The sequence below is a fragment of the Phaeobacter sp. CC-HEC084 genome (assembly GCF_059429255.1).
Window position 1 is genome coordinate 46,182 of record NZ_JCAIJQ010000006.1, and the last position, 11,568, is coordinate 57,749.

Here is an 11,568-nt window from a genome sequence, read left to right on the forward strand (position 1 = left end):
TGTATTTTGCGCATATGAGGCCTGGAACCCCCGCATTGTATGATGAATCCGACGCGCTCGGCATTTATGCTGAGGAGGTCGAACAGGCGTCTGAGGACGACCTGTGGTTTCTGCCCGGTCCGATGGACGACGAGCCGGACTATTTGCCGCCGGGACCACGGGCCGAACCGCGTGAAACCGAGGTCCTCGACGAATGGCGGAAGGCAGAGGGCGGGCAGGCCGCGCGTCTTGCCCGTGTGGCCGGTCGCGTCGGCGCGCTGGACAACCGGTTGAAGCGCGGACCGGAAGGATGGCGGCATCGGCTTGCGCTGATGGAGGCCGCAGATTTGAGCTGGCACACCGGTGACCGCATCAGCCAAGACCGGCTGGCGCTCTGGATCTCGCTGCGCCTGTCCGGTGTCCAGGACGACACGGCGGCGCTGGCGCGAGTCGGATGGGCGATTCGGCGACTGACGGGTGGACCGGGACCGGAGCAGGACCTTTCCGCCTTCCTCGACCGTCGCGACCCCGAGAACATCAGTGATGAGACCGAGCCGTTCGTGGATCGCGCGAGCGGTTGGCTGGATCTGATGGGGCAGGCCACGGACCTGCACCCGATCACTCGCGCTTGCGCGGGCTTTCACCTCTGGCGCCTCGCGGGGCTCGGGCAGCACGACGACCGTATGGAAGCGGCTGTCGCAGCTGCGCGGATCGCGGCCAGCGATGGAAGAGGCGCAGTCTTCACGCCTCTGGCCATGGGCGGGGCAGGGGGACTACGAGCCGGTGGTTCACCGTTCGAACGTCTGGAACGCTGGCTATACGGGATGGAAGCCGCGTGCCTGACCGCGGTGCGGCACCTTGACGATATCGAGGCATGGTCGGCGCGGGCGGAAGCCGAAATGACATTGCTCTCGGGCAGGACGCCGCCGGCCTTGCGCGCAGTGCTGACCGAATGGCCGCTCGTCTCTGCGCCAATGGCCCAGGCCCTGACGAGTGCCAGTCGCGCCGCTGTTCAGCGCAACCTTGCATGGATGCAAGAGCGGGGTCTGATCCGCGAGGTGACAGGACAGGGGCGGTTCAGGATGTGGAAGGCGACAAACTGAAGGTTAGCGTGGGTCTCACCCGCTCACTCGACAGCAGCGATAACCGCGAGCACGCGGCAGGGCGCGCAGAAACTCACCAACACTTAATGCATTTGTTGCACTTATTTCATATATGGTGGTAGAGAACAGAAACCGGAGAGGAGACCACCATGAACATGCTGGCACACCGACATCTTCCGCCCACGCCGCAGGACGCAGCGATTGCGCGCGTCTCTGGCCAGGCATTGTCACGCTTCGCCCAGGCGCGCGCGCCGTTGAAACTTCGTGTGACGGACTCCGAGCAGATGGAGCCGATCGAGCTTCCTGCGGGCGCCGTATCGCTGCTCATGGAGATCCTCGAGGCGATGGCAGCGGGGCGGGGGGTCACCATCATCCCCGAGAACGCCGAACTCTCGACCGTACAGGCCGCTGAGGTTCTGAACGTCTCGCGTCCGTTCCTGATCAAGCTGCTCGAGGATGGTGCCATACCGCATCGGAAGGTCGGCAAGCATCGCCGCGTCCGCATGGAAGACGTGATGTCCTACAAGGCCGCGATCGATACCGAGCGTGAAGCTGCGCTCGATCAACTGGCCGCCGACGCTCAAGAGCAGGACATGGGCTACCGCTCGAAATGAGCCAGTACACGGTCCTGTTCGATGCGAACGTCCTTTATCCCGCGCCGATGCGCGATGCACTGATGCAGTTGGCGGTCACAGACCTTTTCAAGGCCAAGTGGACGGCCGATATCCATCGGGAGTGGATTGATGCGCTTCTGCGCAATGAACCTCATCGGGAGCGCGCCGCGCTGGAACGAACTCGCGACTTGATGGACGGGGCCACACGCGACTGTCTGGTCACCGGCTACGAGGCATTGGTGCCGGCCCTAACACTGCCGGACCCTGACGATCGGCACGTTCTGGCGGCGGCAATCGTTGGGCGCTGTGACGCGATCGTCACGCAGAACCTGAAGGACTTCCCACCAGCGGCACTTGCGCCCTTTGGCATCGAGACCCAACACCCTGACGACTTTTTCCGGAACCAACTGTCTCTCGCGCCCGGTCTGGTCTGTTCCGCGCTGCGGAAAGTTCGCGCGCGCCTCAAGAATCCGCTCAAAAGCGTCGACGAGTATCTCGCGATCCTGACACAGCAGGGGTTGGTCGCCACGGTTGCCGACCTGGAGCAATTCGCCGACCTGCTTTGATCCCAGAACTGCCCTGACTGAATACGTTCTGGCCAGAGTTGTGGCACCCGATCCATCATCACCGCGAGATTTCGCCCGCCAGGACTGCACGCCCGTGGACTGCAAGCGTAGCAGTGAACCTCGGGCAACCGAACTGCCGGATCACGGCGACAATGCGCGCATCGTACGCCGCTTGCCCTATGACGCGACACAGGTCTGACGCGTGAAACTGGCGGTTCGAGCTTGGCGCAGCCTTGATCTGTTCGTGCAGCTCGCGCTCTCGTGGCTCTTGAACCGGCTGTGGTGCGGGGAGAGCCGGTGGGCGCGTCGCTTCTCCAAGCGAGGTGCGCCACCGGCGCATGAAGCCGAGCAGGAAACCGGCCGGAACCTTGCTGTTCCCACGGGCCCGGTTGAAGGCAAGGAAGCGTTCCCAGATCACTTGCGTATCGACGTTCCAGCAGGGTAGGGCGCTCTTCGCGGCCTTGATCAGCTCGGCCCAGCATGTTCGGAACACGTTCGAGCAACCGTCAATGTTGATCTGTCCTGTGAATATAGTTTTGTTAGATTCTTCTCTAGATAGTGATGTGTCGTCTCCGTCTGACACGAGATCGTGGGTCTGTTCGCCGTCGTCAAAGGCCGCGAAGCGGAAGAGCCAGGGGGCGAACTTGCCGTTCGACTTCTCGCGCTCAAGCTTCAGTTCAGAAGTTTCAAGCTCACTCAGCAGAACGCTCAGGTACTGGCGCGAGACGCCCATCTTCGCTGCCAGAGAGGACAGGGTGAAGGCAGCCGTGCCGCGGGGCAGGCCGTTATACCCGTCCTTCCACGCAATTCCGTCGAGGATGAGCGTGGCCAGTTTGTGCGCCGAAACAGAGAGGTCTGTCTGCGTGATCCGCCTTAGGATCAGGCCAGTCGTTGGTTCCATGGTCGTATCTCCTGAGAGAGACGATGCCATGTCGAGAGCAAACAACATTCTTGCCAGCAAAAACACTTTGCTGGTTGCAGGGGTTCGGACACTGCGCTAGAAGAACCGTGTTCAGGGGTTTTTTTCTAGCGCGGCGTCAGGCTTCTCGGTCTGGCGTCGTTTCCCTTTTTTTGGGTGATGCACTGGGCGTTGTTGCAGAACTCAGTCGGTGAAGGATTCACATCGGGAATCCATGCGGTTAGACGATCTGCATGAGCAAGCCCAAGCCCGCCCGCTACCGCACGACGAACTGGTCCAGCTACAACGATGCGCTCAGGAAGCGCGGATCGCTGCTGATCTGGCTGGACAAGGAGATGACCTGGCACGCGCCGCATGAGGGACGCCCAGGGCGCCCGCCGGTCTTTTCGAATGCCGCGATCCAGTTTTGCCTGTCGCTCAAGGTTCTGTTCAAGCTACCGCTCAGGCAGACAGCCGGAATGGTCGCGAGCCTCCTGCGCCTGGCAGGGCTAGACTGGCCCGTTCCGGACTACTCGACGCTGTGCCGCAGACAGAAGACCCTCAAGGTGCAGATCCCCTATCGCCGTGCCGAAGGGCCGCTGAATCTTCTGGTGGACAGCACCGGCATCAAGTTTCTTGGCGACGGCGAATGGCAGGCCCGCAAGCATGGCGTTCAGGGCCGCCGCCAATGGCGCAAGGTGCATCTGGCGATGGATATCGCCACCTCGGATATCCGGGCCGTCGAGTTCACCCCTAGCCGGGAAGGCGACAGCCCAGTCCTGCCGGACCTGTTGGGCCAGATCCCCGAGGACGAGGACATCGGCACCGTGACCGCGGATGGTGCCTACGATACCCGCCGCTGCCACGGCGCCGTCATCGCACGCGGTGGCACGGCAATCATACCGACCCGAAGGAACGGTCGAGCTTGGAAAGAGGACTGCCCGGCTGCCAAGGCGCGCAACGAAACCCTGCGCGCCACGCGTCACTACGGTCGGGCATTCTGGAAGCGGTGGACCGGATACCACGCCCGTAGCCGAGTGGAGGCCAAGATGCGATGCCTGAAGGCCTTCGGTGAGCGCATCGCCGCGCGGGATCCAGATCGCCAAACCGCCGAAATCCACATCCGGGTCGCCCTTGTCAATCGCTTCAACGCGCTCGGCACCGCCCACGTCGTCCGCGTGGCATGAAACTGAATGGGAAAGGGGCACTCACAACTCAGGCCGACTTTCTGCAACAACGCCCATCGCGCCCCATGTTCAAGGTGGAGCGCTGGTGAATTGAGGGCAGAAACTGAAGACGACGGCCGCATCGCCCTCATTCAATCGGACATCTGGATCGGCTTTCCCCGAGCGGAGCAAGTGCTGGACCGGCTGCATGGTCTGATTGAGATGTCGCGGCAGACCCGCATGCCTGGCCTTCTGGTGCATGGGGCGTCCGGCATCGGCAAAACAATGATCGCCCGCAACCTGTCGCGACGCTATGCGCCGGAGTATGATCCGGAGTCGGGCGTCACCCACACCCCGTTACTTCTGTTGCAGGCGCCACCCGCTCCTGATGAGCGGCGGTTCTATATGCACATCCTCGCAGCCGTCGGAGCCCCGTCGTCGACGCTGAGCCTGAAGGCGCAGAGTGTTGCCTCGCTGGAAGTTCGGGTCGTGGGCCTTTTGCGCGACCTCGGGCTGCGGATGATCATGATCGACGAAGTCCACAACCTTCTTGCGGGCACGCATAGGGAACAGCGCCGGTTCCTCAATGTCTTGAGGTATCTCAGCAACGAGCTGGAGGCATCTTTGGTCTGCTACGGTGTCAGCGAAGCCGTCGATGCCATTCGCGGCGATGTCCAACTGGCCCGTCGGCTTGATGAACACCACCTGCCGAATTGGCGCGATGATGCCGAGTTTTCGGATATGATCCAGACATTGATCGCGGCCATGCCGCTGGAGAAGAAATCCAATCTGCAAGTGCGGTCGCTCAAGCAGATCCTCGCATTAACTGGCGGGGTGACGTCCCGCATCTTTGCCTTGGTCAAGGATCTGTCCATCGACGCGATCATCAGCGGTGACGAGTGCGTCACTGATGATGCCATCGCAAAATGGACACCGGTCTGGTCGCGCCATGCAAACGCTCAGCGACGGCTCGAGAAATCTGGGGCGTGACGTGTATCCCGCTGCCGATATCGGTGACGCCAGTGCCGGACGAGTTGCTTTCTGGTTGGTTATCGCGACTGGCCGCTTCCAATCATTGCGAGGTAGCAGACCTGCTCGCCCATATCGGGATCGACGCAAAATATGCTGCAGCCCTTGATTTTGATCTCGACATGCTGGCCGCGGATAGGATTTCCGTTGCGGCGCGCTTCGATCCAGCGTTCGTGTCGTCGATGACTTTCGCGGCGATGCCGGAAGCAGAGATGCGGTTGACCGCACAGGTGCCGTTCCAGGCTTGCACAAGCTGCGCTGATGGCGGCCTTGAGCTCAGGCACTGGCGTAGGGCCTGGGCGTTCGACTGCCAGATTTGTGGTGCCCGGCTTCTTCCAAAGGCCGACAGGCAAAATGGCGCAGCGGTCTCCGAAAAGCTGGTTGATCGTGCCCGCCGGGGGGCACGGATCCTGGAGCGTGTCGCGGTGTCGGGCAGCGCGCGTCAACTACGCCGAGCCATGCGGGCGGTCACCTTCGCGATGGGACTCAAAGCTTTATGTGGAGACCCTTTCTTCGCGCTTCAAAGCCCCCGCCCGAACATAAGGCTCTTCTGCCTTGCCGCCATTGCCTCCGCCCAATCACGTCCACTGGTAAAGGCTGCGTTGTGCAGCATGGACATCGACGTCTACGCACGAGTTGCCCTGCTTCGCGCCTACGATAAGGAGCCCCGACTGCTTGCAACCGTCGACCAGATTGCTCAGCGGATGCGACTACGCGTCGGCGGTTCAGCCACCTCATCTCAAATTTAAGGGCAAGAAAGGCCGGAAAACGCGCCGTGTCTCGGATTTAAGGGCAAGGCGACACCCACTTCCGAGAGAACCAGGAACGGTTGCCTGACCATGCTGCGGCTGCCATCCATGCGTTGATCTGCCAAGCGGAGGCGATTGCCGATCAGGCTGAGGCCCTGGAGAAACGGATCCTCGAGTGGCACCGGACGCACGAGACGAGCCGGCGACTGGCGACCATTCCCGGTATCGGACCGATCACCGCCAGCGCAATTGCTGCAAATGTTCCGGATCCGAGCCTGTTCCGCTCGGCACGACAGTTCGCGGCCTGGCTAGGCCTGACGCCACGGGCGAACTCAAGCAGTGGCAAGGATCGACAGACCGGGATCAGCAAGCAGGGTGATGGATATATCCGGCGACTGCTCGTTTCCGGCGCGACTGCGGTGCTTCGCTTTGCAAGGCAGGGCGATGCCGGCAAGGCTTGGATGCTTGGGCTTAAAGCACGCAAGCGACCGAAAGTCGTTGCGGTCGCGCTCGCCAACAAGACTGCCCGGATCGCTTGGGCGCTCCTGCGCCGCAACGAGATCTACGCGGCCCCTGTCTCCTGAGCGCGGAACCGCTGACGGAATGCGTGAAGCTGAGAAGAGATGACAAACCGGTCGAACCGGGGATCGGGACACCCCAGGGGGTCAAGGCGCAGAAAGCGCGCAATTTTGATTGGGACCCGATCCGCGGACTTCATCTGGGCCAGCGGCTAGACCGCACCACAAAGGCCGTAGACATGACTGCTTTCGGCATAGGCGCGTCAATTCCCAGCTTGCGCAGCAGGGGTCGTCCAGACATGGGAACACTTGCCCTCGCCAGAGATGCCCACTGCGCGTTGGCGACGGTCCACCAATGACTTGCGCCACCGGACCTGTGGGGGAACCGGCGCAGCGCCAGTTCCCCATCGGCTCATTCTGCCGGAACCCAGGGCCGGTTATAGGCTGCCACGCGCCAATCACCGTGTTCGATGAACCGGGGGGCGCTCCCGGTTTCCAGCGCCTCGGCTGCGGCGTTCAGCGCCTCGGGCGATGTCTCGGGCCAGGCGCCCGTTTCGATCCGTTCGACCAGGGTCTCGACGATGGCCGTGCTTTCGGCAGCCGTGAACTCGCAATGGCCCGTGCCCTGGACCAGCGACTGCCGATACAGATCGCCGGTACCCTGCTCCTGCACCAGCGCGCCGTAGCCTTCCATCAGCGTGTAGGGAATGGCCCAGTCGCCCAGCATGTGGATGCGGATCGCCGGAACCTGCAGATCGCCGGTCGTCGTGCGCCCGTCTGCGGCCCAGAAATCGCGCGCATAATCCGAGGCCGCGATGCGGGGGGCGGCGTCGATCCTGGCAATGTCGGCCTGAAGGTCCAAACCGGCCTGTTCGTAGAGCGCCTCAACCGTCCGCGCCATCGCGGGTGCGGCATTCTGGTAGAAGGCGGCATAGTCGACCCCCTCGTTCCCGGAAAGTTGCTGCCCCGATGCGGCGTTTTCGAACAGAAGCCGCGAGGACCCGCCAACATTACCGCCGATGCGCAGCGCCGAGGCCACGATCATGTCGGCCATGGCGCCGGCATCCGCGGTGTCGGGTAGTTCGGTCCCCTCGACCATCCACGGCGACCACTGTCCGATGGCGAAGGCAAGCGCCAGCCGCGCGCGGCCCTCCGGGCTTTCGCCCGCCGTTTCGATGGCGGCCATCCAGGACGCACGGATCGCGTCAAGGCTGCGCTCGCCACCCGCTCCGGCATTGGGCAGGCCGACGATGGCGAGATCGCTGGCCGGACCGTGCCCAGCGGCCTCATAGCTTTCGCCCAGCAGGGTCTGCATGGCGAACCAGCCATCCAGGAAACTGCTCATGATCCAGACCGGCGTATGGGCGGCAAGCACGGCGGCACCGTCGATCCTGTCCGGGTAATCCTCGGCCGAAGCGAGGCTGTCGAGCCCTCCGCCAGAACAGCCGTATTGCAGCACCATGTCAGGAGCGCGCTCCAGGTCCGTGAAAATGTCCTGAACAGCTTGTAGATTCAGGATTTCACGCTGCGGATCGTATTGCCACAGGCGCAGCGGGTGCCGGGCGAGCCCGGCGAAGGCATAGCCACGACCGAGCAGGTCGTCATACCGCTGGACCGCTGACGCGACCGAAACGTTGCTGGCGAAATCCAGATCCCTGAGTAGTCGACCATTCCAGTTCTCGGGCACGCGGATCAGCCATGCCGTCCCGTCCGGCAGGGTTCCCGCATGTTCGTTGAAGGCGGGCTGCTCCTGCGCCGACGCGAGCGGGGCGAAGCCCGCGGTCAGAGCGAGGCAAAGCACCACCATTCCGGTCCGCGAACGCGGGCCGGCCAAATTGGCTGTCCGTGACATGAATTTCCTCCAGTTTGATGCAGCGATGAAATCCGGCTCCTCTTCCGGGGAACCATCGCCGGGAAAAACATAGATAGCTAATTATTAGTGTCAAGGGCTCTGATGCACAAATCGGCTTAAGGCCGAGGTTCCCCTTTCCCCGGACGGACTTATCCCACAGCTTCCGTGACGGGTATTCCGAGCGCGGTGTAGCCGTTCAGGACGGCGATGCGGACCTGGAGTTCGGCGACCTGTCGATCGAAGTCCCGTGCCATGAGCCGCTGGCCCAGCAACTTGATACAATGCATCTTTGTCTCGACGCGGCTTCGGCGGTGGTATCCACTCCATCGTCGCCAGAGCGCGCGGCCCAGGTATTTCGCCGCGCGCAGGGCCTCATTTCGCGCCACGGCTCCGGCGGTGATCGTCTTCCAGGGCTTCGCGTTCTTGCGGGGCGGGATGACGGCATGGGCACCGCGATCTGCAATCGCATCGTGGCATTTGCGCGTGTCGTAGGCGCCATCAGCCGTAACGCTACCGATTTCCTGGTCCTGCGGGATTTGGTCGAGAAGGTGGGTAGGATGGGCGCATCACCGATGTGGCTCCCGGTGACTTCGACGGCCCGGATCTCCAACGTTTCTTCATCGATCCCAAGGTGGAGCTTGCGCCAGACGCGCCGTTTCGGGCCGCCATGCTTGCGTGCGTGCCACTCGCCTTCACCTTCGACCTTGATCCCGGTGCTGTCGATCAGCAGGTGCAACGGCCCCTTGGAGCCGCGGTAGGGGATGTTCACGGCCAAGGTCTTCTGGCGGCGAGATAGCGTGCTGAAGTCGGGCACCGTCCAGTTCAGGCCGACCAGCCGTAGCAGGCTCTCGACGAACCCGGTCGTCTGCCGGAGCGCCATGCCGAACAGCACTTTCATCGAGAGGCACGTCTGGATAGCGGCATCGCTGTAGGTCTGCTGGCGGCCACGCCTGCCTGTCGGCGCGGCATCCCAGCTCATCTCGGGGTCAAACCAGATCGTCAGCGAGCCCCGGCGCTTGACTGCTTCATTGTAGGCTGGCCAGTTCCTGGTCTTGTAGGTCGGGGGTATGGGTCTGCTCATGCAGCCTGACTAACAGACTGGATTCGCAAGGTGAAACCTTCACAGCATTTGCGCAACATGTATAACCGCCCCTTGCGCAAGAGGGTTTCTGGATCAGTTTCGCGCGGTGTCGGGTGCTGACATGTATCCGGCCTCTGTTGCGGCCATCATCACGCCGCGGGCCCGTATGGTGTTCGCAGGTCGGGTCCAGATCAAAGCCGCGTGCTCGATGGCACTCTGTTGCGCTCTGGTTCTCCCGATCCCGTCTCACGACCGTGCGCCAAACGTCTCCTTGCCCTCTTCCGCTCCGACGTCCTCGCGACCAGTGACGGCTTACGCCGCAGCGGTCGGAGACTGGTAGGCGCCGCCTCGGGCCATCAGCGCCCAGACGATCCGCGCCATTTTGTTCGCCAGCGCGACCCGCACCAGCATCGGCGGCTTGCGCGTCAGCATCTCGCCAAGCCATGTGCCCGGCCGGGCAGCGGCATGAACATGCCTGTCGCGTAGCCCTTAATTGTGAGATGAGAAATCCAACGAAATCAACGGCCTTGCTTTGCCCTTAAATATGATATTTTGCCTTTAAATCGGGAGTGGACAGAACATGGGGGTCGTCGTCGGTGATCTGGCCTGTGCTAAGGTAAGCTCTTTGTATGGGGGGCTGCCATGGACGTACGGATTACAATCGAAACTACCTTCGACAACGGGGAGAAGCGCACTCATCAGCTTGACGGCATTTCTCGACCATACCGGGTGACCTGCCCAGACGGGATCGGGCTGCGCCTCGAGGATGGGAAAAGGATCCTCGAACAGATCCAGAGGGTAATCCTTTACGATCAGGTCGATGAGATCATTCGAGAAAGCCGCGTATGCCCGGATTGCGCCTCGGTTCGTGCCATTCATGACTATCGCACGCGCGATCTCGACACGCTCTTTGGGCGGGTTCGGGTCAAAGCCGCGCGCTTGCGCCGCTGTTCGTGTGATGCCAGGTCAGCGGCGATGCCCGGCGGACCTATTTCTCCGCTGGCCTATTTCTTTCCTGACCGGGCTACCCCGGAGCTGCAGCGGCTCCATGCGGAACTCGGGTCCCGGCATTCCTTTCGCGAAGCCGCGCGGCTGATGAAAAGCTTCCTCCCCTGCCATCCGCCCCATCACACCACGGTGCGTGACCGGTTGGGAAGAGTAGCCGCGGGGCTCGAGAAAAGTCGAAGGGCATCAGGCGATCCCGCTGAAGCACTTCCCAAAGGGGGTTTGACGGTTTTTCTGGACGGTGCGCATATCCGCTGTCGACCGGAGTATCAGCAGCGACACCTGGATCTTGTGGTCGGTAAGATTGAAAGTCGCAATATGTGCCGACGATTTGGCTTGGTCGCCAATGCGACGGCATCGCCAGGCAGCCGGATGCGAGAAGAGCTGTCAGACTTTGGATGGAAGCCGGGCCGTCTGTTGACGGTAATCTCTGATGGCGAGCTTGCTCTCCCGAACCTCATACGGAATGCCATGGGTGGCGACGGCCAGGTGAAGCATATCCTCGACTGGTGGCACATCTCGATGCGTATTCGACATGTCGAGGCCGCCGTTCAGGGTCTGGTCCAGATACCGGGATTCACTGGAATTCCGGTGCTGTTCCAGCGCCCCGCGAAAAGCCTTCGCTGGTGGCTGTGGCATGGCAGAGCACGGGTCGCGGAAACTTATCTGAAAGGGCTCATGCACGATTGCACCCGCCTTGCGGAAGAACCTTTGGCTGTCCGCACCGCTGCCGCTCGTGTGCAGGCCCGATGCGGGACACTGTACACCTATCTCGCGAACAACATGGAATCCCTTGTCGACTATGGCCGACGGTACCGTAACGGGCTGCCCATCTCGTCATCTCGTGCCGAAGGATCAGTCGATGACATTGCCAATGCCCGCATGGGAAAGCGCAGAAGGATGCGGTGGTCGCCCAAAGGGGCTCACCGAGTAGCCGTCACAAGGGCCGCAGTTCTCGATGGTCGGCTGACCGTCGCAAACAGAAAACGCGCCGCATGACCCCCATGT

At 62.2% G+C, this 11,568-nt stretch carries 9 protein-coding genes and 3 pseudogenes; 8 read left to right on the forward strand and 4 right to left on the reverse strand.

Features of this window, described 5'->3' with window-relative positions; translation table 11 throughout:
* The first annotated feature begins 14 nt into the window (after window positions 1-14).
* The 3 genes from AC5SSZ_RS16745 to AC5SSZ_RS16755 all read left to right on the forward strand — a co-directional run bounded on the left by AC5SSZ_RS16745 (window position 15) and on the right by AC5SSZ_RS16755 (window position 2,262).
* Window positions 15-1,082 (forward strand): helix-turn-helix domain-containing protein, encoded by a 1,068-nt coding sequence (locus AC5SSZ_RS16745; protein WP_495438934.1) that lies wholly within the window; start codon window positions 15-17, stop codon window positions 1,080-1,082.
* A gap of 149 nt (window positions 1,083-1,231) precedes the next feature.
* On the forward strand, window positions 1,232-1,696 hold the full coding sequence (locus tag AC5SSZ_RS16750; RefSeq protein WP_007803221.1) for an excisionase family DNA-binding protein: 465 nt from the start codon (window positions 1,232-1,234) through the stop codon (window positions 1,694-1,696).
* Window positions 1,693-2,262: a PIN domain-containing protein gene (locus tag AC5SSZ_RS16755; RefSeq protein ID WP_495438937.1), complete on the forward strand. Its 570-nt coding sequence runs from the start codon at window positions 1,693-1,695 to the stop codon at window positions 2,260-2,262. The genes AC5SSZ_RS16750 and AC5SSZ_RS16755 overlap by 4 nt, the downstream gene beginning before the upstream one ends.
* Window positions 2,263-2,320: 58 nt before the next feature.
* Here AC5SSZ_RS16755 and AC5SSZ_RS16760 read toward each other — a convergent pair whose 3' ends face one another.
* Window positions 2,321-3,163, reverse strand: coding sequence for a hypothetical protein (locus AC5SSZ_RS16760; protein ID WP_007803218.1), 843 nt, complete (start codon window positions 3,161-3,163; stop codon window positions 2,321-2,323).
* Window positions 3,164-3,414: 251 nt separating this feature from the next.
* Here AC5SSZ_RS16760 and AC5SSZ_RS16765 point away from each other — a divergent pair, with 251 nt between their 5' ends.
* From AC5SSZ_RS16765 to AC5SSZ_RS16780, 4 genes and pseudogenes are all read left to right on the forward strand, one after another.
* Window positions 3,415-4,347 carry an IS5-like element ISRhba5 family transposase gene (locus tag AC5SSZ_RS16765; protein WP_007803217.1) on the forward strand — a complete coding sequence of 311 codons (933 nt, stop codon included), beginning with the start codon at window positions 3,415-3,417 and terminating at the stop codon, window positions 4,345-4,347.
* 90 nt (window positions 4,348-4,437) lie between these two features.
* Window positions 4,438-5,316, forward strand: coding sequence for a TniB family NTP-binding protein (locus AC5SSZ_RS16770; protein WP_007803215.1), 879 nt, complete (start codon window positions 4,438-4,440; stop codon window positions 5,314-5,316).
* Window positions 5,253-6,104: a TniQ family protein gene (locus AC5SSZ_RS16775; protein WP_081731462.1), complete on the forward strand. Its 852-nt coding sequence runs from the start codon at window positions 5,253-5,255 to the stop codon at window positions 6,102-6,104. Before AC5SSZ_RS16770 ends, AC5SSZ_RS16775 begins: the two co-directional genes overlap by 64 nt.
* Window positions 6,105-6,163: 59 nt before the next feature.
* Window positions 6,164-6,688: pseudogene (locus AC5SSZ_RS16780) on the forward strand (IS110 family RNA-guided transposase); the annotation flags it as partial.
* Between the two features lie 346 nt (window positions 6,689-7,034).
* On the opposite strand, the gene AC5SSZ_RS16785 reads toward AC5SSZ_RS16780, so the two are convergent.
* The 3 genes and pseudogenes from AC5SSZ_RS16785 to AC5SSZ_RS16795 form a co-directional block, all read right to left on the reverse strand.
* Window positions 7,035-8,474 carry a hypothetical protein gene (locus AC5SSZ_RS16785; protein WP_024099412.1) on the reverse strand — a complete coding sequence of 480 codons (1,440 nt, stop codon included), beginning with the start codon at window positions 8,472-8,474 and terminating at the stop codon, window positions 7,035-7,037.
* A 149-nt stretch (window positions 8,475-8,623) separates the two neighbouring features.
* Window positions 8,624-9,477: pseudogene (locus tag AC5SSZ_RS16790) on the reverse strand (IS5 family transposase).
* Between the two features lie 390 nt (window positions 9,478-9,867).
* Window positions 9,868-10,032 (reverse strand): annotated as a pseudogene (locus tag AC5SSZ_RS16795) (IS110 family transposase); the annotation flags it as partial.
* Between the two features lie 165 nt (window positions 10,033-10,197).
* Between AC5SSZ_RS16795 and AC5SSZ_RS16800 the strand changes: the two are divergent.
* Entirely contained in the window at window positions 10,198-11,559 is a 1,362-nt protein-coding gene (locus AC5SSZ_RS16800) for an ISKra4 family transposase (RefSeq protein ID WP_027246198.1), read from the forward strand.
* Window positions 11,560-11,568: the final 9 nt, after the last annotated feature.

What these genes read in the sequence shown, in the direction of transcription:
- AC5SSZ_RS16755 (WP_495438937.1), top strand. Translation starts at nt 1,693, where the DNA reads ATGAGCCAGTACACGGTCCTGTTCGATGCGAACGTCCTTTATCCCGCG.
- AC5SSZ_RS16760 (WP_007803218.1), bottom strand. Translation starts at nt 3,163, where the DNA reads ATGGAACCAACGACTGGCCTGATCCTAAGGCGGATCACGCAGACAGAC.
- AC5SSZ_RS16800 (WP_027246198.1), top strand. Translation starts at nt 10,198, where the DNA reads ATGGACGTACGGATTACAATCGAAACTACCTTCGACAACGGGGAGAAG.
- AC5SSZ_RS16775 (WP_081731462.1), top strand. Translation starts at nt 5,253, where the DNA reads ATGGACACCGGTCTGGTCGCGCCATGCAAACGCTCAGCGACGGCTCGA.
- AC5SSZ_RS16765 (WP_007803217.1), top strand. Translation starts at nt 3,415, where the DNA reads ATGAGCAAGCCCAAGCCCGCCCGCTACCGCACGACGAACTGGTCCAGC.
- AC5SSZ_RS16750 (WP_007803221.1), top strand. Translation starts at nt 1,232, where the DNA reads ATGAACATGCTGGCACACCGACATCTTCCGCCCACGCCGCAGGACGCA.
- AC5SSZ_RS16745 (WP_495438934.1), top strand. Translation starts at nt 15, where the DNA reads ATGAGGCCTGGAACCCCCGCATTGTATGATGAATCCGACGCGCTCGGC.
- AC5SSZ_RS16785 (WP_024099412.1), bottom strand. Translation starts at nt 8,474, where the DNA reads ATGTCACGGACAGCCAATTTGGCCGGCCCGCGTTCGCGGACCGGAATG.